This window comes from Brevundimonas sp. ALps5, assembly GCF_058681645.1.
Genome location: NZ_CM178744.1, coordinates 753,057 through 773,724 on the forward strand (window position 1 = coordinate 753,057; position 20,668 = coordinate 773,724).

At 67.5% G+C, this 20,668-nt stretch carries 18 protein-coding genes; 15 read left to right on the plus strand and 3 right to left on the minus strand.

Annotation, left to right across the window (positions count from 1 at the left end):
* The first annotated feature begins 576 nt into the window (after positions 1 to 576).
* From ACW172_RS03515 to alaS, 4 genes are all read left to right on the plus strand, one after another.
* Positions 577 to 1,044 carry a hypothetical protein gene (locus ACW172_RS03515; RefSeq protein WP_492033807.1) on the plus strand — a complete coding sequence of 156 codons (468 nt, stop codon included), beginning with the start codon at positions 577 to 579 and terminating at the stop codon, positions 1,042 to 1,044.
* Between the two features lie 26 nt (positions 1,045 to 1,070).
* Entirely contained in the window at positions 1,071 to 1,280 is a 210-nt protein-coding gene (locus ACW172_RS03520) for a hypothetical protein (RefSeq protein WP_492033808.1), read from the plus strand.
* Positions 1,281 to 1,330: 50 nt separating this feature from the next.
* Positions 1,331 to 1,840: a ribonuclease E activity regulator RraA gene (gene rraA / locus ACW172_RS03525; RefSeq protein WP_492033809.1), complete on the plus strand. Its 510-nt coding sequence runs from the start codon at positions 1,331 to 1,333 to the stop codon at positions 1,838 to 1,840.
* Positions 1,841 to 1,973: 133 nt separating this feature from the next.
* On the plus strand, positions 1,974 to 4,622 hold the full coding sequence (gene alaS, locus ACW172_RS03530; protein ID WP_492033810.1) for an alanine--tRNA ligase: 2,649 nt from the start codon (positions 1,974 to 1,976) through the stop codon (positions 4,620 to 4,622).
* Between the two features lie 163 nt (positions 4,623 to 4,785).
* On the opposite strand, the gene ACW172_RS03535 is transcribed toward alaS, so the two are convergent.
* Both ACW172_RS03535 and ACW172_RS03540 read right to left on the minus strand, forming a co-directional pair.
* Positions 4,786 to 8,358, minus strand: a complete 3,573-nt coding sequence (locus tag ACW172_RS03535) for an ABC transporter permease/M1 family aminopeptidase (protein WP_492033811.1) — start codon at positions 8,356 to 8,358, stop codon at positions 4,786 to 4,788.
* A 12-nt stretch (positions 8,359 to 8,370) separates the two neighbouring features.
* A complete protein-coding gene (locus ACW172_RS03540; protein ID WP_492033812.1) occupies positions 8,371 to 9,252 on the minus strand; it encodes an ABC transporter ATP-binding protein in 882 nt (293 codons plus the stop codon).
* A gap of 127 nt (positions 9,253 to 9,379) precedes the next feature.
* Here ACW172_RS03540 and ACW172_RS03545 point away from each other — a divergent pair, with 127 nt between their 5' ends.
* Positions 9,380 to 10,081, plus strand: coding sequence for a DUF1345 domain-containing protein (locus ACW172_RS03545; protein WP_492033813.1), 702 nt, complete (start codon positions 9,380 to 9,382; stop codon positions 10,079 to 10,081).
* Between the two features lie 315 nt (positions 10,082 to 10,396).
* The gene (locus tag ACW172_RS03550; RefSeq protein ID WP_492034931.1) at positions 10,397 to 11,920 is read left to right on the plus strand and encodes a DEAD/DEAH box helicase; all 1,524 of its coding nucleotides are present in this window, start codon (positions 10,397 to 10,399) and stop codon (positions 11,918 to 11,920) included.
* A gap of 129 nt (positions 11,921 to 12,049) precedes the next feature.
* On the opposite strand, the gene ACW172_RS03555 is transcribed toward ACW172_RS03550, so the two are convergent.
* Positions 12,050 to 13,354 (minus strand): OmpP1/FadL family transporter, encoded by a 1,305-nt coding sequence (locus ACW172_RS03555; RefSeq protein ID WP_492033814.1) that lies wholly within the window; start codon positions 13,352 to 13,354, stop codon positions 12,050 to 12,052.
* Between the two features lie 334 nt (positions 13,355 to 13,688).
* On the opposite strand from ACW172_RS03555, the gene radC reads away from it, so the two are divergent.
* The 9 genes from radC to ACW172_RS03600 all read left to right on the plus strand — a co-directional run bounded on the left by radC (position 13,689) and on the right by ACW172_RS03600 (position 20,631).
* Positions 13,689 to 14,459: a RadC family protein gene (radC, locus tag ACW172_RS03560; RefSeq protein ID WP_492033815.1), complete on the plus strand. Its 771-nt coding sequence runs from the start codon at positions 13,689 to 13,691 to the stop codon at positions 14,457 to 14,459.
* Positions 14,456 to 15,445 carry a glycosylasparaginase gene (locus tag ACW172_RS03565; protein ID WP_492033816.1) on the plus strand — a complete coding sequence of 330 codons (990 nt, stop codon included), beginning with the start codon at positions 14,456 to 14,458 and terminating at the stop codon, positions 15,443 to 15,445. Before radC ends, ACW172_RS03565 begins: the two co-directional genes overlap by 4 nt.
* Before the next feature lie 52 nt (positions 15,446 to 15,497).
* Positions 15,498 to 16,016, plus strand: coding sequence for a GNAT family N-acetyltransferase (locus ACW172_RS03570; protein ID WP_492033817.1), 519 nt, complete (start codon positions 15,498 to 15,500; stop codon positions 16,014 to 16,016).
* A gap of 72 nt (positions 16,017 to 16,088) precedes the next feature.
* Positions 16,089 to 16,328, plus strand: coding sequence for a BolA/IbaG family iron-sulfur metabolism protein (locus tag ACW172_RS03575; RefSeq protein ID WP_492033818.1), 240 nt, complete (start codon positions 16,089 to 16,091; stop codon positions 16,326 to 16,328).
* Between the two features lie 4 nt (positions 16,329 to 16,332).
* Positions 16,333 to 17,262: an aldo-keto reductase family protein gene (locus ACW172_RS03580; RefSeq protein ID WP_492033819.1), complete on the plus strand. Its 930-nt coding sequence runs from the start codon at positions 16,333 to 16,335 to the stop codon at positions 17,260 to 17,262.
* A 78-nt stretch (positions 17,263 to 17,340) separates the two neighbouring features.
* Positions 17,341 to 17,712 carry a Grx4 family monothiol glutaredoxin gene (gene grxD, locus ACW172_RS03585; protein WP_492033820.1) on the plus strand — a complete coding sequence of 124 codons (372 nt, stop codon included), beginning with the start codon at positions 17,341 to 17,343 and terminating at the stop codon, positions 17,710 to 17,712.
* A 6-nt stretch (positions 17,713 to 17,718) separates the two neighbouring features.
* A complete protein-coding gene (locus ACW172_RS03590; RefSeq protein WP_492033821.1) occupies positions 17,719 to 18,144 on the plus strand; it encodes an acyl-CoA thioesterase in 426 nt (141 codons plus the stop codon).
* A gap of 67 nt (positions 18,145 to 18,211) precedes the next feature.
* The gene (gene proB, locus ACW172_RS03595) at positions 18,212 to 19,345 is read left to right on the plus strand and encodes a glutamate 5-kinase (protein ID WP_492033822.1); all 1,134 of its coding nucleotides are present in this window, start codon (positions 18,212 to 18,214) and stop codon (positions 19,343 to 19,345) included.
* On the plus strand, positions 19,342 to 20,631 hold the full coding sequence (locus ACW172_RS03600) for a glutamate-5-semialdehyde dehydrogenase (protein ID WP_492033823.1): 1,290 nt from the start codon (positions 19,342 to 19,344) through the stop codon (positions 20,629 to 20,631). The genes proB and ACW172_RS03600 overlap by 4 nt, the downstream gene beginning before the upstream one ends.
* Positions 20,632 to 20,668: the final 37 nt, after the last annotated feature.

Sequence of the window (20,668 nt, forward strand, 5' to 3'; positions counted from 1 at the left end):
GAACTTGTCACCCACGAGGGCTTTCCCGGTCGTATTTCTAACGCCTCGTCGAGTTTGAACCTCCTCCAACGAAGTTGAGAAAATATACCGAAAACGTTTCCGCATATGTAAATTGCCCCTTTGCTCGTAAGTCGGACAAAAGTTGCATAGAGTGAAACAAGAAAAAAGAACGTTGCACTAGCTGCACTTATGTAAAAAACGACGTTTGCGTTTGCCGCCGAATATCGCGCGCCCTTCCAATCGGACAAAGCAGGGAAAAGGACTAGGCAGCCCGCAGCGATACATGCAGTCAAAATCCAGCTGCAGATCGCCCCCTTGTTGCTCATGCGGAACAGCCAAGTTGGTTCAGTTGGGCTTGCAGAAGACACAGGATACCCTTCTCTGGCAGCGGCACAGCCTAGCCTAACAGTCATCATGGCCAATGTCCGCAACGGGTCGGCCTGCGACCTGATCCCACGCGCGTCTTCCGGACATCCCGGATTCGCTCGACGCAGTGGCCCCCTCTTGAAACCGCCCAGCCGAAGCGCGACGCTCATCCCCGCTCCGGGGAGGGAGCGCCGTTTCCGAGGGGGAGACATGTCCAGAAGATCGCGGGCGAACACGCCCGTCGCCATCCTGCTTGCCGGTCTGGCGGGTGGGGCGGCCGATATCCTGACCGCCTTCGTCATCTATCGCCCGGCGACGCCGGTGGTGATCCTGCAGTCCGTGGCCAGCGGCTGGCTGGGCAAGGCGTCGTTCAAGGGCGGACTTCAGGCGGCGGCGTTGGGCCTCGTGTCCCACTTCGCCATCGCCATCATTTTCGCCGGCATCTTCGTCCTCGCGGCCGGTCAGGTGCCGGTGCTGCTCAAGAAGCCGCTGGTCGCCGGCCCGGTGTTCGGCGTCTGCGTCTACGGGATCATGAACGCCATCGTCGTGCCCCTGTCCAACGCGCCCGAGCGGCACGCGCCGACCGCCGTCATGCTCGGCCTCGGCCTTCTGGCCCACGTCCTGTTCGGCCTGGCCCTCGCCTTCACCGCCTCGCGGATGCTAGGCCCCAAGGCCTGAGTTTCACGCCTGCCCGGAGTTTCCCCATGGCCGCCCCCATTCAGAAGCTGGCCCAGTTCAACCTGGCCGAAACCGACGACGGCTATCTGCTGGAAATCGGCGGCGACAAGGGCGGGATGATCACCGTCGAGGCTACCGCCGAACAGCTGGACGCCATCATCGAGGCCCTCGACGCCCTCATCTCGGCCGATGACGACGCGGTCGTCGAAGACGGTGACGACGAGATCGAGGACTAGCCGCCCGCGTCCACGCCCGGCACAGTGGCCCCTCCTCCCGGAGCGCCCCCATGCCTGAAGCCTCCCCTGCCGTCGCCTCCCCCGCGACCGCCGACCTGATCGACGCCCATGAGGCGATCCTCAGCTCCTGCCCTCTGCAGTTCAGAAACCTCGGCGGCCGCGCCCGCTTTCACGGCCCGGTGCGGACGCTGAAGGTGTTCGAGGACAACGCCCTGGTGAAATCCACCCTGTCCTCGCCCGGAGAGGAGGCGGTGCTGGTGATCGATGGCGGCGGCTCCCTCAACCGGGCCCTGGTGGGCGACATCATCGCCGGTCTGGCGGTCGAAAACGGCTGGGCCGGAGTGGTGGTCAACGGCGCGATCCGTGACAGCGTCGCCATCGGCGCCCTGAACCTCGGCCTCAAGGCCCTGGGGACCAATCCGGCCAAGAGCGCCAAGACCGGCGCGGGCGAGGCAGACATCCCTGTCACTTTCGGCGGCGTCACCTTCGCCCCCGGCCAGTGGCTGTACAGCGACGAGGACGGGATCGTCGTGGCGCCCCACGCCCTGCCGCTCGACTAAGGTCCGGCGCCATCGCGCAACAGGGTGATGCGTCGGCGCCAAAACCCCTATATGACGCCCGTTCCGCCTGTTCGACGCGTGCGACCCGGCTGTATTCCGACGCCCGTGTATTCAAGACCGCCCGAGACGCCCCATGACCGTGACCCTGAAGCAGATCCGTTCGACCTACCTCGACTTCTTCGCGGCCGATGGTCACGCCAAGGTCCAGTCGGCCCCGCTGGTGCCGCAGAACGACCCGACGCTGATGTTCGTCAACGCGGGCATGGTGCCGTTCAAGGACTATTTCACCGGCGCCGCCACGCCTCCGTATCCGCGCGCCACCAGCTCGCAAAAATGCGTCCGCGCGGGCGGCAAGCACAACGATCTGGACAACGTCGGCTATACGGCGCGCCACCTGACCTTCTTCGAAATGCTCGGCAACTTCTCGTTCGGCGACTATTTCAAGGAACACGCGATCGACCGCGCCTGGAACCTGGTGACCAAGGACTTCGGTCTGGATCCCAAGCGCCTGCTGGTCACCGTCTATATCGACGACGACGAGGCCGCCGCGATCTGGAAGAAGGTCACCGGCTTCTCCGACGACAAGATCATCCGCATCGCCGGCTCGGACAATTTCTGGGCCATGGGCGATAGCGGTCCGTGCGGCCCCTGCACCGAGATCTTCTGGGACCACGGCGACAAGGTCGCCGGCGGCCCTCCGGGTTCGCCCGATGAGGACGGCGACCGGTTCGTGGAGATCTGGAACAACGTCTTCATGCAGTTCGAGAAGGAGAACGACGAGATCGTTCGCAAACTGCCCAAGCCCTCGGTCGACACCGGCATGGGTCTGGAGCGGATGACCACCGTGCTGCAGGGCGTGCATTCGGTGTTCGAGACCGACCTGTTCCGCACCCTGATCGCCGCCTCGGAAGAGGCGACCTCGACCAAGGCCGAGGGCGAGCGGGCCGGCAGCCACCGGGTCATCGCCGACCACCTGCGCTCGTCCTCCTTCCTGATCGCCGACGGGGTGACGCCGTCGAACGAGGGCCGAGGCTACGTCCTGCGCCGGATCATGCGCCGCGCCATGCGCCACGCCCACCTGCTGGGCGCCTCGGATCCCCTGATGCACCGTCTGGTGCCGACCCTGGTGTCGGAAATGGGCGAGGCCTATCCCGAGCTCGGCCGCGCCCAGGCCTTCATCGAGGACACGCTGAAGCAGGAAGAGATCCGCTTCCGCACGACGCTGGGCCGCGGCATGGCCCTGTTCGACGCCGCCACCCAGGACTTCAAGCCCGGCGACATGCTGGACGGCCAGACGGCCTTCACCCTGTCCGACACCTACGGCTTCCCGCTCGACCTGACCCAGGACGAGGCGCGCCGTCGCGGCTATTCGGTCAATGTCGACGGCTTCGAGGAAGCCATGGCCGAGCAGCGCGAGCGCGGCCGCGCCAACTGGAAGGGTTCGGGTCAGTCGGCCAACGCCGGCGAATGGCTGGCCCTGCGCGACCGCCTCGGGCCGACCGTCTTCACCGGCTATGACAGCGTCGACGGCTCGGGCGAGGTGCTCGCCCTCGTGCACAACGGCGAGTCCGTCGACCGCGTCGAGACCGGCCAGACGGCCGAGGTCGTCTTCGACCAGACCTCCTTCTATGGCGAGGGCGGCGGTCAGGCCGGCGACCAGGGCGAGATCGAATGGGCTGAAGGTTCGGGCACGGTGCTCGACACCCAGAAGCACGGCGGCGACCTCTACGCCCACCGCATCGAGATCACGGCGGGCACCCTGGAGATCGGGACCCGGGTCCAGCTGCGCGTCTCGCCCGAGAAGCGCCTGACCACCCGCGCCAACCACTCCGCCGCCCACCTGCTGCACGCGGCCCTGTCGCATGTGCTGGGCGCCCACGTGGCGCAGAAGGGCCAGATGGTCGACGCCGACCGGATGCGCTTCGACTTCAGCCACAACGCCCCGGTGACCGAAGCCGAGCTGGCGGCCATGGAGGACGAGGTCAACGCCGTCATCCGCCAGAACATCCCGGCCGAGACGAAGCTGATGACGCCCCAGGACGCCATCGACGCGGGCGCCGTGGCCCTGTTCGGCGAGAAATACGGCGACGAGGTCCGCGTCCTGACGCTGGGCCGCTCGCTGACGGATGAGGCCAAGGCCTTCTCGGTCGAACTGTGCGGCGGCACCCACGTCGCCCGCACCGGCGACATCGCCCTGTTCAAGATCATCTCCGAGACCGGCGTCGCCGCCGGCGTGCGTCGCATCGAGGCCCTGACCGGCGAGGCCGCGCGTCAGTATCTGTTGGCCCAGGCGGGCGTGGCCAGGGGTCTGGCCCAGGGCTTCAAGGTCCAGCCGCTGGACGTCCCGGCCCGGGTCGAAAGCCTGCAGACCTCGGTCAAGGCGCTGGAGAAGCAGGTCGCCGACCTGAAGAAGCAGTTGGCCCTGGGCGGCGGTTCGGGCGCCTCGACGGCCCCGGAAGAGATCAACGGCATCAAGCTGATCGCCCGCGTTCTGGACGGCGTCGACGGCAAGGGCCTGCGCGGCGTCGCCGAGGACTTCCGCAAACAGGTCGGCTCGGGCGTCGTGGCCCTGATCGGCGTCACCGACGGCAAGGCGGCGGTGACCGTCGCCGCAACCTCGGACGTGACCGATCGCGTGAACGCGGCCGAACTGGCCCGCGCGGCGGTTCTGGCGATGGGCGGTCAGGGCGCAGGCGGCAAGGCCGACTTCGCACAAGGCGGCGCGCCGGACGGCTCCAAGGCCGAGGACGGTCTGGCGGCGGTGAGAGCGGCGTTGGGCTGACCGCTATCCTTCTCCCCTTGCGGGAGAAGGTGGGCCGCGAAGCGGGTCGGATGAGGGGTCGTTCCGACGTTTGACGTACGCCCCCTCACCTCATGGACCTGCGTGACCCCTCATCCGTCAGCCTTCGGCTGCCACCTTCTCCCACAAGGGGAGAAGGATCAGGTCAGCTCACCGCCTTCACATTGTCGTCGGACGTCCGGTCGATCCATTTGTTGTACGGATCGACGCCGGCGAAGGTCGGCTTGACCGCCGTGACGAAGCGGAAGGTCTGGACGCCCGAGTGCAGGGGGCGGCGTTCCATCACCACCACCGACCGGTCGCCGAAGCCCTTCTTGCCCGGCTCGGCCGTGAACAGACCGATGTCGATGCTTTCGTTGAGCGGGGCCTCGGTCTCGACGCCCTTGCCGCTGGCGTAGAGCTTCTTCGCCTCGACCGTCAGGGTCACGTCCCACCTGCCGTCGGCGCGACGGACCGCGCGGGTCGCCGTGGTCTTCAGGTCATAGAGGGCGACCTTCTCGAACAGGTCGGTGATCAGGGCCTGTTTGTCGGCCGGGGCGTTGGCGCGCAGGGCCTCGACCAGATCGACCGACCGGGCATAGGGCGCCGAGTGGAAGGCGTAGCGCTGCAGCAGGGACTGAAGGGCGCGGTTGACCGCATCCTCCCCGATCTGGTCGCGCAGCAGGTACATGACCATCGCCCCCTTGCGGTAGTGGATGTACTGCTGGTTCTCGACGCGCTCGAGCGGCAACTCCTCCAGACGCTCCATGCCGCGGCCGCGCAGATAGGCGTCCAGCTCGTACTTCAGGAACCGGCGGATCTGGCTGGGGCCGTACAACTTCTCCATGACCATCAGGGCCGAATACTGGGCCAGGGTCTCGGACAGGGAGGTCGCCCCCTGCATGTCCGCGCCGACGATCTGATGCGCCCACCATTGGTGCGCGAACTCGTGCGCCCCGACGTAGGTGACATAGTCGACCTTGTTCGGATCCGAGACGTCGGCGATGAAGCCCAGGTTCTCGCTCCAGGCGAAGGTGTTCGGATAAGACTGGGCGTAGGAGCCGTAGGGGAACTCGCTGATCCGCGCCTGACGGAACTGATAGGGCGCGAAGTGGGCGGTGTAGTAGTCCAGCGAGGCGCTGAGGGCCTGCATCATCTTGGGCACGTTTCGGCCGTGCTGGGCGTCGTAATAGACGACCAGGTCGACGCCGTTGTGGCTTTGGCGCGCGATCTGGTAGCGGGCCGACTGGATCGACAGGAAGTAGAGCACTGGCGACTCGGTCACGAAGCGCACTGTGCGGCGGCCGTCCTTCGTGACGTCCGAGCGCTGGTAGCCGGGCGCGATCGGCGTCTGGTCGGCATCGGTGGTGACGGTGATGTCGGCATTGACCCAGTCGGCGCCGATGTAGTTGCGGCGGGTGGCGGACAGGTCCTCCAGCCTGGCCGGACGCAGTTCGGGCGGCAGGCCGTATTTGCGGCGCTTGGTCCGGTCGGTCAGCAGGCCGCCGGAGCGGCTCATCCCGACGATCGGCGTGAACTCCATATTGTTCACGAAGGTGCCGTTGTCGGCGATCCGGGTCATATTGCCGTCGTTCTTGAAGCCGCGCTGCTCCATGACCGTGTCGAAGCTGACGGTGCGGCGCTCGCCCGGCTGCATCGGGGTGTCGAAGCGGTAGATGCGGTAATCGAAGTCCTTCCACTCGCGCACCATCCGCGCGCCCTGGACGGTCAGGGCCTTCATCTCCAGATCTTCGTTCCAGCGCAGGTGCATCTCGCCGAGCGGCGCGCCGGTGTTGTTCTGGATCACATAGGAACCGCGCGTTTCCAGACGCGGCGCATGGGGGTGCAGGTCGAGGTCCAGCTTCACATCGACGATGGTCGGCTGGGGCGTGGTCTCGAAGCGCAGCAGGGTCTTTTCGTACTCGGCCGAGCGCTTCTCGTCGGCGTCGGTGTTCCGGTAGGTGTTCCAGACATTGGTGTTGACGAAGATGAAGCCGCCCAGACCGATGAAGGCGATCAGGGCCAGGGCGCCGACGACGCCGGCGGGTCCCTTCAGCCGATGCGGCAGGCGCTGGAGGCGCGGCAGATAGCGGCTCTCGGTCCCGCGCCGCCACAGGCCGTAGCCCAGCACCAGCAGCAGGGTGGCGCCCATGGCCCAATAGCCGTTGGTCCACAGGGCGAATTTCCAGGCGTCGCCCATGCCGTTCATGTCCGACAGGGGCATGCCGACGCCGGTCCCGTAGCGGTAGAGGACGTGGTCGAAGCCCATGCCCGACAGGACGATGGTGGAGATCAGATAGGCCACCATGATGGCCCAGCCGACGAACTTGTTGGGCGACAGCGACTGCACCACGATGGCCAGGACCGCGGTCATGGCGAAGCGGATGGTCCCGGGCAGGACGTACCACAGCAGGTATTTGTCGATCTCGAAGTTGAAATAGCCCTTGAAGATCTGGATGCCGATCCCGGCGACCACGCCGACGAGCAGGATCGAGGCCAGGACCAGGATCAGGGCCAGGGTCTTGGGCAGGAGGAAGGTCCAGTCCGGCGTTGCCGAGGCGTCGATCAGCTCGTGCATCTTGCGGTCGCGGTCGCGCCAGACCAGTTCGCCCGAATAGTAGATGGCCACGATCATGGCGACGAAGCCGAACGAGCCCTGCAGGGCGGTGATCATCGTGCGCGTCACCGGCAGGACCGGGGTGCCGTAGATCTCGCCCGAGACAAGGGTCACGACCACGGCGAAGCCGAGGGCGAAGACCATCAGGATGCCGAAGGCGACGCTCTTGAACACCAGGCTCATTTCAAAGCCGGTGCGGGCGCGCAGACGGGTCCAGCCGCTGGCCCAGCCGTGGCTGGCGGCCGGCAGGGCGCCGGTGATCAGTTCAGGCGTCGGGGCGGCGGCGATCTTGTGCAGCTTTTCGGTCGTGCCCGCCTTGGCCCCGCGCGCGGTGGGCTGGAACAGCCCATAGGTCGCCGCCAGAATGCCGAAGCCGACCGCCGTCCAGATCAGCTTGTTCCAGAGGAAGACGCCGGTCAGGGGCAGGTTGATCGTGTTCTTCTCGGCCGGGGTCCAGTATTTGGTGGCCAGACCGTAGGCGGAGGAGCCGAGCGGCTCGGCCCAGGCCATGATGTGCTCATACTCCGGCTTGGAGCCCAGCACGCCTGAGGCGATCAGATAGGCGATCAGGACCCCGACCACCCCGATATAGGTCGCCATCATCGACCGGGTGACCGTCGCCAGCATGAAGAACAGGGCCGAGGTCAGGAAGAGGGCCGGCAGGCCCAGAACGGCATAGGCGTAGAGATAGTCCAGCGGGCGGAACGGCCCGATGGTCTCATGATCGATCCAGGGCGCCAGGGTTCCCGCCAACATGCCGAGGGTCACGCTGGCGAAGCACAGGGCGGTGGCCAGGAAGGCGCCGGTGAAGCGACCGTACAGATAGTCGAAGTTCGACATCCGCGTGGCCTGGACGATGGGTCCGAAACCCGACTGGACGTCGCGCACGATCACATTGGCCACGATCACCGTGGAGCCCAGCATGAAGAACAGCGCCATCGAGACGTGGATGGCCGCCAGGAAATAGGGCGCGTTCTTGAAGACGTTGCCGCCGGCGCTGACGTTGACGTTCGGGATGGCCAGCATGCCGAAACCGAACAGGGCGAACATGATGGCGATGACCCAGAAGGCCGGCTGGCGCAGCTGGTAGCGGAATTCGAATGCGGCGACTTTCGCGAACATGATGGCTCGCCCTTACGCCGGAACTTTGCGCGAGGCGGTCAGGGTGGCGAAGTAGACGTCCTCCAGCCCGCCCGCGACAGGCTCGAAGCCCTCGCCCGGACGGCGGTCGGACAGGACGTGGATGACGGTCTTGCCGGCGAACAGGCGCGTGGAGATGACCTCGTAGCGGTCGCGCGCCTCCTTGAGCGCCTCCTTGTCGATGGTCTTCTTCCAGACCCGGCCGTCCATCTCCTTGATGAGTTCCAGCGGGGCGCCCTGACGCTGGATCTTGCCGCCCGCCAGCACCGCCATGCGCGGGCAGAGGTCGGCGACGTCCTCGACGATATGGGTCGACAGGATGATCACGACATTGTCGGCGATCTCGGCCAGCAGGTTCAGGAAGCGGTTGCGCTCCTCGGGGTCCAGACCCGCCGTGGGCTCATCGACGATGATCAGTTTCGGATTGCCGATCAGGGCCTGGGCGATGCCGAAGCGCTGGCGCATCCCTCCCGAGAAGCCGGCCAGGGCCTTGTTGCGCACGGGCCAGAGGTTGACCTGCTGGAGCAGGCTCTCGACCGTCGCCTTGCGGTCCTTGCCCGAGGCGATGCCCTTGAGCACCGCCATATGATCGAGCATGTCGTAGGCCGAGACGCGCGGATAGACGCCGAAATCCTGGGGCAGATAGCCGAGGGTGCGGCGCAGCAGGTCGGGGTCCTTGATCACGTCGATGCCGTCGAAATCGATCGAACCCGAGGTCGGGGTCTGAAGCGTGGCGATCGAGCGCATCAGGGTCGACTTGCCCGCCCCGTTCGGGCCGAGCAGGCCGAACATCCCGGTCGGGACCTCCAGGCTGACGTTATCGAGCGCCTTCGTCCCGTTGCCGTAGACGTGGACGAGATTCTTGATCGACAGCATGAGGCGCCCCTTTTTCGCAGTGCGGTGGACAGTCCTGAACCGGTCCCCGACTTTGTCAAGCGACCTTGTCATCGGCGACCGCCCTCCGCAAGTTACCGACTTGTAAGGATAGCCAGGCGGCCCGTCGTTGTTCGCTCTGGCGTCGCGGCCCGGCCCGGACCACTATCGCCCCATGCCGTCGCCCAAACGCCTGATCCATCTGCACTGGACCCTGTTGCTGGCCCTGGCCTGCGCGATCGCGGTGGGAGTGCTGACCCCGGCCGACTGGCGCTGGCCGACGCGGGTCGCCTCGGGGTGGGACGCGGGCGTCGGCCTGTTCCTGCTGGTCAGCGTGATCAAGCTGGCGCGCATCCGCTCGCTGGACACGATCCGCAAACGCGCCGCCGAACTGGACGACGCCGGGGCCGCCGTCCTGCCTGTCAGCTGGATCGCGGCCATGGCCAGCGTGGTCATCGTCATCGGCGAGACGGCGGGCGCCCCGGCCAGCGAGGCGGCGTCGAGCGCCTTCCTGACCATCACGACGGTGGCCCTGTCGTGGTGCTTCATCCATCTGATTTTCGCCGAACACTACGCCCATGGCTTCTACGGGCCGGGTGAGAAGGGAAAGGATCGGGGCGGGTTGATCTTCCCCGGGGAGACCGAGCCCGACTACTGGGACTTCATCCACTTCGCCCTGATCATCGGCGTGGCCTCACAGACCGCAGACATCCAGATCGCCGACCGCCGCCTGCGCCGCATCTCCTCGATCCACAGCGTCACCGCCTTCGTGTTCAACACGGTGATCGTGGCGCTGGCGGTAAACTTCGCCGTCAGCCTGCTGGGGCACTAGAGGCCGCAAAACGCCGCTACGCCTTGACTTCGCCACAGGAAGCGCCCATCTGCGCTGCGTCGCACAATTGCGGCCCCCGGTGCGCTCCAGCGCGTGTGGGTCTTCACCTCCCCGTCGAAGACCTGACTGTAGCAGCGGCCGGCCCTCAAAATCATTCGCTGCCCGGACACGCGGGGCGGCGCCCGATCCACCCCGAAGGCCTCATCCAGAGGCTCCGTCGGGACTGGCGGCGCGCGGCCCTATCTGGCGTTGAGCCATGGCTGATGCGCGTCGCCGCACGCGAAAGACATACGAGTGAGCACGACTTTTGAATCCATGGGCCTGAACAAGGCCCTGCTGCAGGCCCTCACCACCGAGGGCTATACCAACCCGACCCCGATCCAGGCCCAGGCCATCCCCTCGGTCATGACCGGCAAGGACCTGCTGGGCATCGCCCAGACCGGCACCGGCAAGACCGCGGCCTTCGCCCTGCCGATCCTGCATCGTCTGGCCGAGAACCGCGTCGCCCCGGCGCCGCGCACCACCCGCACCCTCATCCTGTCGCCCACGCGCGAACTGGCCAGCCAGATCGCCGACAGCTTCAAGGCCTATGGCCGTCACCTCGGCTTCAAGGTCGCGGTGGTGTTCGGCGGCGTGAAGTACGGCCCGCAGGAACGCGCCCTGCAGGGCGGCCTCGACGTCCTGGTCGCGACCCCCGGCCGTCTGCTGGACCATATGCAGCAGAAGACCATCGACCTGTCGTCGACCGAGATCTTCGTCCTCGACGAGGCCGACCAGATGCTGGACCTCGGCTTCGTCAAGCCGATCCGCCAGATCGTCGCCCGCATCCCGGCCAAGCGCCAGAACCTGTTCTTCTCCGCCACCATGCCGACCGAAATCGGCAAGCTGGCCGGCGAACTGCTCAAGGACCCGGTCAAGGTCCAGGTGACGCCGCAGTCGACCACCGTTCAGCGCATCTCGCAGTCGGTCGTGCACATCGAACAGGGCCGCAAGCGCGCCCTGCTGACCGAGATGTTCGCCGACCCCGAGTACACGCGCTGCCTGGTCTTCACCAAGACCAAGCACGGCGCCGACAAGGTCGCGGCCTATCTGGAAGCCGGCGGCGTCCAGGCGGGCGCCATCCACGGCAACAAGTCCCAGCCCCAGCGTGAACGCACCCTGGCCGCCTTCAAGGCCGGCAAGCTGCGCGTTCTGGTCGCCACCGACATCGCCGCGCGCGGCATCGACGTCGACGGCGTCTCGCACGTCGTGAACTTCGAACTGCCCTTCGTGCCGGAAGCCTATGTCCACCGCATCGGCCGTACGGCCCGCGCGGGCAAGGACGGCACCGCCGTCAGCTTCGTCGCCGGCGACGAGATGAAGCTGCTGCGCGACATTGAGAAGGTCACGCGTCAGAAGATCCCGGCCACCGACCGCCGCAACGACAAGGCCCTGGGCCTGCTCGACCAGTCGATCATGGCTTCGGGCGTCGCCTCCAAGGCCTCCATGCCCGACGACGGCCGGGGCGACCGTCAGCAGCGCGGCCCGCGCAACCCGCGTCGCGACGGCGTCAAGCCCGAGCACGGCGGCCAGCCGCACCGCGTCCGTAAGGGCGGCAACCGGGGCGGTGGCGAGGGTCAACGCGACCGCACCCACCACAACGACCGTGGTGAGCGTTCCGTGGCCTCGACCCAGCCTTTCGATCCGCTGGCCGCCGACCGCGCCCGCTCGGCCGCGAACGCCAACCGTCCGCAGACGCCGCGCCCCGAAGGCCAGGCCAAGCCCGACGGCGAGTTCAAGCGCCGCCCGCGCGGCCGCCGCCCGTCGAACGGCGGCAAGGGCTACGCCTCCAAGGGCTGAGCCTTGAGGCCTGACTGAAAAGAAGCCCGCCCGGTTCGCGCCGGGCGGGCTTTTTCCTTGCATGACGCGCAGCAAAAAGGCCGGCCCTGTGAGGGACCGGCCTTTCCGTTATCGGACGCTATCGCTGGATCAGAAGGCCCAGCGCACGCCGACCGAGGCGCCGATGCCGTAGCCTTCGGCGGTGCCGCGCAGGTTGGACGTCGTCGCCGCCGCAGTGCCCGCATACGAGGTGTGCGAGCTGGCGATGTCGCTGTCCGAGAAGGCGATGTAGGTCAGGCCGGTGTCGACGGTCATCGAGTCCGTGGCCTTGACCGAGACGCCGCCCGAGAACAGCCAGCGGTCGGCGTCCGGAATACGGGCGGTGCGCTCGCCGTCGCGGGTCGGGGTCGGGTCATAGCCGATGCCGCCGCGGAAGGTGACGCGGTCGTTGGCGACATAGTCGAAGCCGACGGCGCCGGTGGTCACGTCCTTGTAGTCCTGGACGTAGGTGTCGCCGCCGGTCGCGGCGTAGCGGATGCGGATGGCGTCGAACTCGGACCAGCCGATGCGGTTGACCTGGGCGTTCAGGGTCAGCTTGTCGTTGACGGCGTAACGGACCGAGGCCGAGGCGAACCACGGGGTGTTGAAGCCGGCCGTGCCCGAACCGGTGTAGTTGCCGGCGGCGATCGGACCCAGCAGGCCGGTGATGGCGACATCGCCGTCCAGCTCATGCTCGATCTTGGAGCGGTAGCTCAGGCCGAAGTTCCAACGGCCGGTGTGGGCCTGGGCGCCGACGTTCCAGCCGTAGTCCCAGCCGTTGCCTTCCAGCGAGGAGTTGCCGTCGGGCAGCAGGGGCGACAGGTTCGGCAGGGCCGAGGTCAGCTTGGCCTTGACGTACTGGGCGTCGACGCCGACGCCGAGGTCCAGCCAGTCCGTCACCTTCATGGCGCCGACGACGCTGACGTTGGCCGAGCGCAGCTCGGAGGTCAGGGCGTCATAGCGGGCGAAGGAGCCCGGGGCGTATTTGGTGGTGAAGTTGTAGGGGGCTTCAACGGCCAGGCCGACGGCGAAGCGGTCGCCGATCGGGGTCGAGATGGCGAAGTTGGGGACGATGCCGCTTTCGATCGGGTCGCCGTTGTGGGCCTGACCCTGGACCGGAACGGTCGTACCGCCCGGATAGGTGATGGTCGAGCCGGCGTTGTCGACGTCGGAATCGAGCAGCAGGCCGTGCATGCCGACATAGACCTCGCGGCCCGAGCGGGCGATCGAGGCCGGGTTCCACCACATGGAGGCGACGCCGGTGTCGGCGGCTTCACCCGAATAGGCGCGGCCGGCGCCGCGGGCGGACTGTTCCTGCAGATAGAAGGAACCGGCCAGCGAGGGGGTGGCGACCGAGGCCAGCAGAGCCGCGGTCAGGGTCAGACCGCCGAGGCGGGCGACTTGGGGAGCGTTCATGGAATTACCTTTTGCGGACGCCCCGGTTTCGCCCGGTGCGGCCCTGTTTCCTGGGAATTGAAAAGGTCTTGGGGAGGCCTTCGGACCCGCAAATGCGCATTCGGGCAAACCGTTGCAACGATTTTGACGAATTTGTTTCGGATCGCCGTTAGATGGAACGTTTCAAGGGCATACTGTGCCTCCGAAGTCGCAAAATCAGGCGACAACCACCGTTTCCGTAAGGGAAACATACACTGTGACGGTTGTTCGCCGACCCTTGATCGAAATCGCGTAATCGCTACCGTTCCCGACAACCTCCGGAGGCATCCTTCGGTCGAATCCACGGGGCCGGGTCTTGAGCGACTTCATCGCCGACGGCGACACGCCACAAAATGGACCGTCATTGGCCGAAACGCCCGCGCCGGCCAAAAGTCGTAACGCGGGCCATCGCGAACGTCTGCGCGAGCGGGCGGCGAAGGGCGGGATAGACGCCCTGCCCGACTATGAGCTGCTGGAGATGCTGTTGTTCCGCAGCATTCCCTATCGGGACACCAAACCCCTGGCCAAGGACCTGCTGGCGCGCTTCGGCAGTCTGGAAGGCATTGGGGCGGCGAGCCATGAGGCCATCGATGACCAAATCGCCAAGTCGCTGTCGATCGTGCGCGGGAAGCTGTCGCGAGCGACGGCCCTGGACCTTCAGCTGATCTATGACGTCGCGCGGCGGGTGGCGCGCGAGCCGGCGTCGAAGCGGCCGGTGATCTCGTCCTGGAGCGCGCTACTGGCCTATGTGCGCGTCGCCCTGCAACATGAGCCGCGCGAGCAGTTCCGCGTCCTCTATCTCGACAAGAAGAACCAGCTGATCCTCGACGAGATCCAGAACCGGGGCACGGTCGACCACGCCCCCGTCTATCCGCGCGAGGTGGTGCGCCGGGCGCTGGAGCTGTCGTCGTCCAGCCTGATCCTGGTGCACAACCACCCTTCGGGCGATCCGACCCCCAGCCGCGCCGACGTCGACATGACCAGACAGATCATCGCCGCTGGACGCGCGCTCAATGTCGAGGTTCATGATCATCTGGTGGTCGGCCGCGACGGCGTGGCCAGTTTCAAGCAACTGGGGCTGATATGAACCTTTCCCGCCGGGCCATGCTGGCCGCTTCCGGCCTCGCGACGGTTGCGGGCGCCGCGCGCGCCGATGTCCCGACCCCCGCCGTCGTGGTCTCGACCTGGGACTTCGGCGCCGCCGCCAACGCCGAGGCGGTCAGGGCGAGGATGGCGGGCGGCTCCGGGCTGGACATGGTCGAGGCGGGAGCCAGGGTTCCCGAGGCCGATCCGACCAACCACTCCGTCGGCTATGGCGGCTATCCCGACCGGGACGGCCATGTGACGCTGGATTCGGTGGTCATGGACCACGCCGGCAATGTCGGGGCCGTCGCGGCGCTGGAAGACATCGTCCACGCCGTCTCGGTGGCGCGCGCCGTGCTGGAGAAGACGCCCCACACCATGCTGGTCGGCGTCGGGGCGCGCAGCTTCGCCGTCGATCAGGGCTTTCCCCTGACCAACCTCCTGACGCCCGAGGCCGAGGCGGCGTGGAAGGACTGGCTGAAGACCGCCCAATACGCGCCGCGCATCAACAGCGAGAATACCGATTGGCGCTCGCAGCCGGGCGGCCCCGGCAACCACGACACCATCGGCATCCTGGGCATCGGTTCGGACGGCCATATGGCCGGCGCCTGCACCACCTCGGGCATGGCGTTCAAGATGCGCGGCCGGGTCGGCGACAGCCCGATCGTCGGGGCGGGACTCTATGTCGATGACGAGGTCGGTGCGGCGACCGCCACCGGGGTCGGCGAGGACGTGGTGCGGATCTGCGGCTCCCATTCGGTGGTCGAGGCCATGCGTCACGGGATGGAGCCAAGCGAGGCCTGCCGGTCGGTGATCGAGCGTCTGGCCCGGCTGCGCGGGACGGCGATCAAGGACCACCAGGTCGCCCTTCTGGCCCTGTCGAAGACCGGCGTCGCGGGCGGATGGGCCCTGCAGCCCGGCTTCACCTATGCCGTCACTGACGCCGCCGGGAACACCCGCATTGATCGGGCCGGATCCTTCTTCAGTTAACGGCGACGGTGGGGGCTTCCCCTTCCCGCCGGGCGATGGAAGGAATGGGCGCATGACAATTCTGACCACCGACCGCCTGATCCTGACCCCCGTGGCGATCTCCGATTTCGAGGACCTGAAGGCCGTCTGGGGCGACGAGGCCTTCACCCGCGCCATCACCGGCCGCGCGCTCGGCGAGGAAGAGGTCTGGTTCCGCCTGCTGCGCGACCTGGGTCACTGGCAGGCGATGGGGCACGGCAACTGGGCGATGCGGTCGCGCGACACCGGCGCCTATGTCGGCAGCGTCGGGGTGCTCCACTATCTGCGCACGCTCGAACAGCCCTTCGACGCGCCCGAGCTGGGCTGGGGCGTAGCCTCGGCCTTTCAGGGTCAGGGCCTGGCGCGCGAGGGGCTGGAGGCGGCGCTCCGCTGGGCCGACACCGGGTTGAAGGCGCCGCGCACCGTCTGCATGATCTCGCCCGACAACGCCCCCTCGCTGAAACTGGCCGAGCGGGTCGGCTATCGCCCCTACGCCGACGCCTTCTACAAGGACCACCTCGTCCATCTGCTGGAGCGGCCCGCCGCTGTGTGACCTCTTCCGCGTATGCGGGACATTAAGGTTTATCGGTCATTTTCCCTGTGAGAAGACCGCGAGACCGCCCGCATGCCCATGTCCGTCGAAACGCTGCACGCCCATCTGGCCGAAGCTTTTCCCGACGCCGAGATCGCCATCGACGATCTGGCCGGCGACGGCGACCACTATCGCGCGCGCATCGTCTCGACTGCCTTCGCCGGCCTGCCGCGCGTGCGTCAGCATCAGCTCGTCTACGCCGCCCTGAAGGGCAAGATGGGCGGCGAACTGCACGCCCTGGCGCTCGAAACCTCTATTCCGACTGGAGGCTGAACCCATGCGTTATCGCCCCTTCGGCTCCACCGGCGCCGCCATCTCCAACATCACCCTGAGCCTGGGTCTGGACGCCGTCTCGCGCGGGCCCGAGGCCGCCGCCGAGCTGATCTATTCGGCGCTCGAGGCCGGCATCAACAGCTACCGTCTGGAAAGCGCCGACCCGGTGCTGGCCGAGGTCGTGGGTCACGCCCTGTCCTCGGTCGAGCGCAAGCTTCTGATCGTCAGCCTGACGCTGGGCCGTCGCGACGGCCGCCGTCAGGACATGGACCGTGACTTCTCGGCCGAGAGCATGACCCACGCCATTGATCGGGCCCTGCACGTCTCCGGCCTGGGCTGGATCGACGTCGCCCTGCTCGAGCGTCCGGGCGAGCACGAACTGCCGCAATCCTCGCTGAACGCCCTCAAGGCCCTGCGCGCGACCCAGCGGGTCCGCTTCCTCGGCGTCTTCGGCGACGGCGAGGTGATGGACGCCTATGTTTCGACCGGCGCCTTCGACGTCATCGCCACTCCGTCCAACGTCAACTCCTCGTGGAAGGTGCGTGCCCGTATCCGCGCCGCCCAGGAACAGGACATGGCGGTCATGGCCTATGACTATTTCCCCGAGGCCCTGAACACCAAGAAGAAGGCCACCGCTGTTCACGAGGAGAAGAAGGGTTTCTTCGGCTTTGGAGGCGGCTCCAAGCGCGCCAAGGACGATCCCCTGGCCGGGGCGGGCACCTTCGCCTTCCTGCACGACACCCCGCATTGGGACGCGGAGTCGATCTGTCTGGCCCATGTCATGAACGACCCGGCCGTGGCCACCGTCCTGGTCCAGGCGCACGATATTCCCCGGCTCGAGGCCCTGGCGAAGATTCCCGACCGCGACATGCCCCCCGGCCTGTCCGCCCAGATCGAAATGGCCCGCGTGGGGGCGGCCAACAAGGTCGCCTGAGCCGCGTCAAAGCCGTGTCCGGCCTTGACCCACGGGGCCTTCGTCCCTAGCTGACGGGCTGAACCAGAGGCCACTCCCATGACCGATCAAGTCGTCGCCCCCAACGGCGCCCAGAGCGCCGATCCCGTCCACGCCTTCATCGCCCAGACGATCGCGGACCACGCCGTCGTCCTGTTCATGAAGGGCACCCCGGACCAGCCGCGTTGCGGCTTCTCCTCCCTGTCAGTGCAAATCCTCGACCAGATCGAAGCCCCCTTCGTCGGCGTCGACGTGCTTCAGGACGAAGCCCTGCGCGACGGCATCAAGGTCTTCACCGACTGGCCGACCATTCCCCAGCTCTATGTGAAGGGCGAGTTCATCGGCGGCTCGGACATCATCCGCGAGATGTTCCAGTCCGGCGAGCTCCAGGCCCTGCTGGCGGAAAAGGGCGTCGCCCTCGGTCAGGACTGATCCGGCTTGGCGCGGCCGACGCTCCAGCCGCGTGAGGATCGCGAGATCTTCACCGTGCCCCTGGCCATCCTGCCCGAGCACATCGACGCCAACGGCCATGTGAACAATGTGGTCTATGTCGGCTGGCTGCAGGAAGTCGGCACCGCCCACTGGAACGCCCGGTTCGACGAGGCGGACCGCGCCAAATGGTCCTGGGTCGCCCTGCGGCACGAGATCGATTATCTGCGCGCGCTCCAGCCCGACTCCACCGCCGTGGCCCGGACCTGGGTCGGCGATCCACAGGGGCCGCGCTTCAACCGCTATGTCCGCATCGAGGACGGCGAAGGCCGGCTGTGCGCCCAGGGCGTTTCCGAATGGTGCCTGGTCGAGGCCGCGACCCTGAGGCCGCAGCGAATTCCGGCAACGATGTTGCCCACGTTCGAGGCCCGTTAGACAAAACTTGTCGCGCAAGGCGGGATCAGCGCTTGTCCGCGCGAGATCCTGACGTAATGGTCCCGCCGTGTTCCATATCCCCGCCTCCCCTCGCCCCATCAACCGCGTCGTCATCAAGATCGGCTCGTCGCTGGTCGTCGATGTGAAGACGCGCGCCCCGGCGGCGGCCTGGCTGAAGGCCCTAGCCGAAGACATCGCCGACTGGCGCCGACACGGGCGCGAGGTGATCGTGGTCTCTTCCGGCGCCGTCGCCCTGGGTCGCGGCCGCTTCGGTCTGGAGAAGAACGCCCGGCTGGACGAGAAGCAGGCCGCCGCCGCCGTCGGCCAACCCCTGCTCATGCAGGCCTGGGAGGCGGCGCTCAGCGAACAGGCGCTGGTCCCCGCCCAGGTTCTGCTGACCCGCGAGGATACCGAACGCCGCCGCCGCTGGCTGAACGGTCGCGCGACGTTGGAGGCCCTGCTCAAACTGGGCGCCGTGCCGGTGGTCAATGAGAACGACACGGTCGCCACCGAGGAGATTCGCTATGGCGACAACGACCGGCTGGCGGCGCGGACGGCCCAGCTGGCGCGCGCGGACCTGCTGATCCTGCTGTCCGACGTCGACGGCCTCTACACCGCCGATCCGAGGAAGAACCCGGACGCGGAACACCTGGCCGTCGTCGAGGCCCTGACACCCGAAATTCTCGCGGCGGCGGGCGGCGCCAATGTCGAGGCCGACGTCGGCACCGGCGGGATGGCCACCAAGCTGGAAGCGGCGCGTATCGCCCGATCGGCGGGGTGCGTGACCCTGATCGTATCCGGACTGGAGCCGCATCCGCTGAGGGCGCTGGACGCGGGCGCGCGCCATACGATGATCACGGCGCCGGCGACGCCCATCGCGGCCTACAAGTCGTGGATCGCGGGCAGTCTGGAGCCGGCGGGGTCGCTGGTCGTGGACGATGGAGCGGCTTCGGCGCTCGCGACCGGCCGCAGCTTGCTGGCCTCGGGCGTCAAGCGGGTCGAGGGCCGGTTCGACCGGGGCGACTGCGTGCGCATCGTCCGGATGGAAGGCGGGTCGCTGGGCGTGGGCCTGGCCGCCTACGCCGCTGACGAGATGGAGAAGATCCGGGGCCGGCACTCCGGCGAAATCGAGGGGCTGGTGGGCTATAAGGGACCCGGCGTCGCCATTCACCGCGACGATCTGGTGCTGGACCCCGCATGACCGCTCAACCTCTGACCGCGCAGACGGAAGACGTCGCCGCCCTGATGGCCGGGATGGGCCGCCGTGCGCGCGCCGCCGCCGACGCCGTGCGTCTGGCCGGGCCGGAAGTCAGAAGCGCGGCGCTCAGCGCCATCGCGAGCGCGATCCGCGACGGGGCCGAGGCCATCCTCGCCGCCAATGTCCGTGACATCACTCGCGCCCGCGCCAACGGCCTCAGCGAAGCCCTGATCGACCGGCTGGCCCTGACGCCCGCCCGCGTGGCTGCCATCGCCGGGGCCGTGGACGAGATCGCCGCCTTCCCCGATCCGCTGGGCGTCGAGACCGAGCGCTGGACCCGGCCCAACGGTCTGGACATCGCCCGCGTGCGTACGCCTCTGGGGGTGCTGGCCATCATCTATGAGAGCCGGCCCAATGTGACGGCCGACGCCGCCGCCCTGTGCATCCGCTCGGGCAATGTCGCCATTCTGCGCTGTGGCTCGGACTGTCTGGACAGCTCACTGGCCGTTCATGCGGCGGTGGTCGAGGGGCTGGTCGCCGCCGACCTGCCTGCCGATGCGGTGCAACTGGTCCCCACGCCCGACCGCGCCGCCGTCGGCGCCTTGCTGACCGGGCTGGACGGCAATGTCGATCTGCTGATCCCGCGCGGCGGCAAGAGCCTGGTCGCCCGGGTCCAGTCCGAGGCGCGCGTCCCGGTGCTCGGCCATCTGGAAGGGCTGAACCACACCTATCTGCACGCCGCCGCCGATCTGGAGATGGCGCGCGACATCGTCGTGAACGCCAAGATGCGCCGTGTCTCCGTGTGCGGATCGACCGAGACCCTGCTGGTCGACGCCGAGGCGGCGGGACGCCTCCTTTCCCCGGTCGCGGAGGCCCTGATCGCCGCCGGTTGCGAACTGCGCGGCGACGCCCGGGCCCAGGCGCTGGTCCCCGCGATGATCCCCGCCGCCGAGGCCGACTGGACCACCGAATATCTGGCGCCGATCCTCGCCGTCCGGATCGTCGACGGGCTGGACGCCGCTGTGGACCATATCCGCACTCACGGCTCGGGCCACACCGAAGCGATCATCACAGACGATGCGGAAGCCGCCGCCGCCTTCCTCAACGCCGTCGACAGCGCCATCGTGCTGTGGAACGCCTCGACCCAGTTCGCCGACGGCGGGGAGTTCGGCTTCGGCGGGGAGATCGGCATCTCGACCTCGCGCCTGCATGCGCGCGGGCCCGTCGGGGCGGAGCAGCTGACCAGCTACAAATACGTCGTGCGCGGAACCGGCCAGATCAGACCGTGATCCGGCCCTGAAGCCTTCACAGCAGGCGCGTCAGGGT

Bases quoted from the DNA above. Each gene is read 5' to 3' on its own strand.
- ACW172_RS03515 (WP_492033807.1), top strand. From the start codon at position 577: ATGTCCAGAAGATCGCGGGCGAACACGCCCGTCGCCATCCTGCTTGCC.
- ACW172_RS03520 (WP_492033808.1), top strand. From the start codon at position 1,071: ATGGCCGCCCCCATTCAGAAGCTGGCCCAGTTCAACCTGGCCGAAACC.
- rraA (WP_492033809.1), top strand. From the start codon at position 1,331: ATGCCTGAAGCCTCCCCTGCCGTCGCCTCCCCCGCGACCGCCGACCTG.
- alaS (WP_492033810.1), top strand. From the start codon at position 1,974: ATGACCGTGACCCTGAAGCAGATCCGTTCGACCTACCTCGACTTCTTC.
- ACW172_RS03535 (WP_492033811.1), bottom strand. From the start codon at position 8,358: ATGTTCGCGAAAGTCGCCGCATTCGAATTCCGCTACCAGCTGCGCCAG.
- ACW172_RS03540 (WP_492033812.1), bottom strand. From the start codon at position 9,252: ATGCTGTCGATCAAGAATCTCGTCCACGTCTACGGCAACGGGACGAAG.
- ACW172_RS03550 (WP_492034931.1), top strand. From the start codon at position 10,397: ATGGGCCTGAACAAGGCCCTGCTGCAGGCCCTCACCACCGAGGGCTAT.
- ACW172_RS03555 (WP_492033814.1), bottom strand. From the start codon at position 13,354: ATGAACGCTCCCCAAGTCGCCCGCCTCGGCGGTCTGACCCTGACCGCG.
- ACW172_RS03565 (WP_492033816.1), top strand. From the start codon at position 14,456: ATGAACCTTTCCCGCCGGGCCATGCTGGCCGCTTCCGGCCTCGCGACG.
- ACW172_RS03570 (WP_492033817.1), top strand. From the start codon at position 15,498: ATGACAATTCTGACCACCGACCGCCTGATCCTGACCCCCGTGGCGATC.
- ACW172_RS03575 (WP_492033818.1), top strand. From the start codon at position 16,089: ATGCCCATGTCCGTCGAAACGCTGCACGCCCATCTGGCCGAAGCTTTT.
- ACW172_RS03580 (WP_492033819.1), top strand. From the start codon at position 16,333: ATGCGTTATCGCCCCTTCGGCTCCACCGGCGCCGCCATCTCCAACATC.
- grxD (WP_492033820.1), top strand. From the start codon at position 17,341: ATGACCGATCAAGTCGTCGCCCCCAACGGCGCCCAGAGCGCCGATCCC.
- ACW172_RS03600 (WP_492033823.1), top strand. From the start codon at position 19,342: ATGACCGCTCAACCTCTGACCGCGCAGACGGAAGACGTCGCCGCCCTG.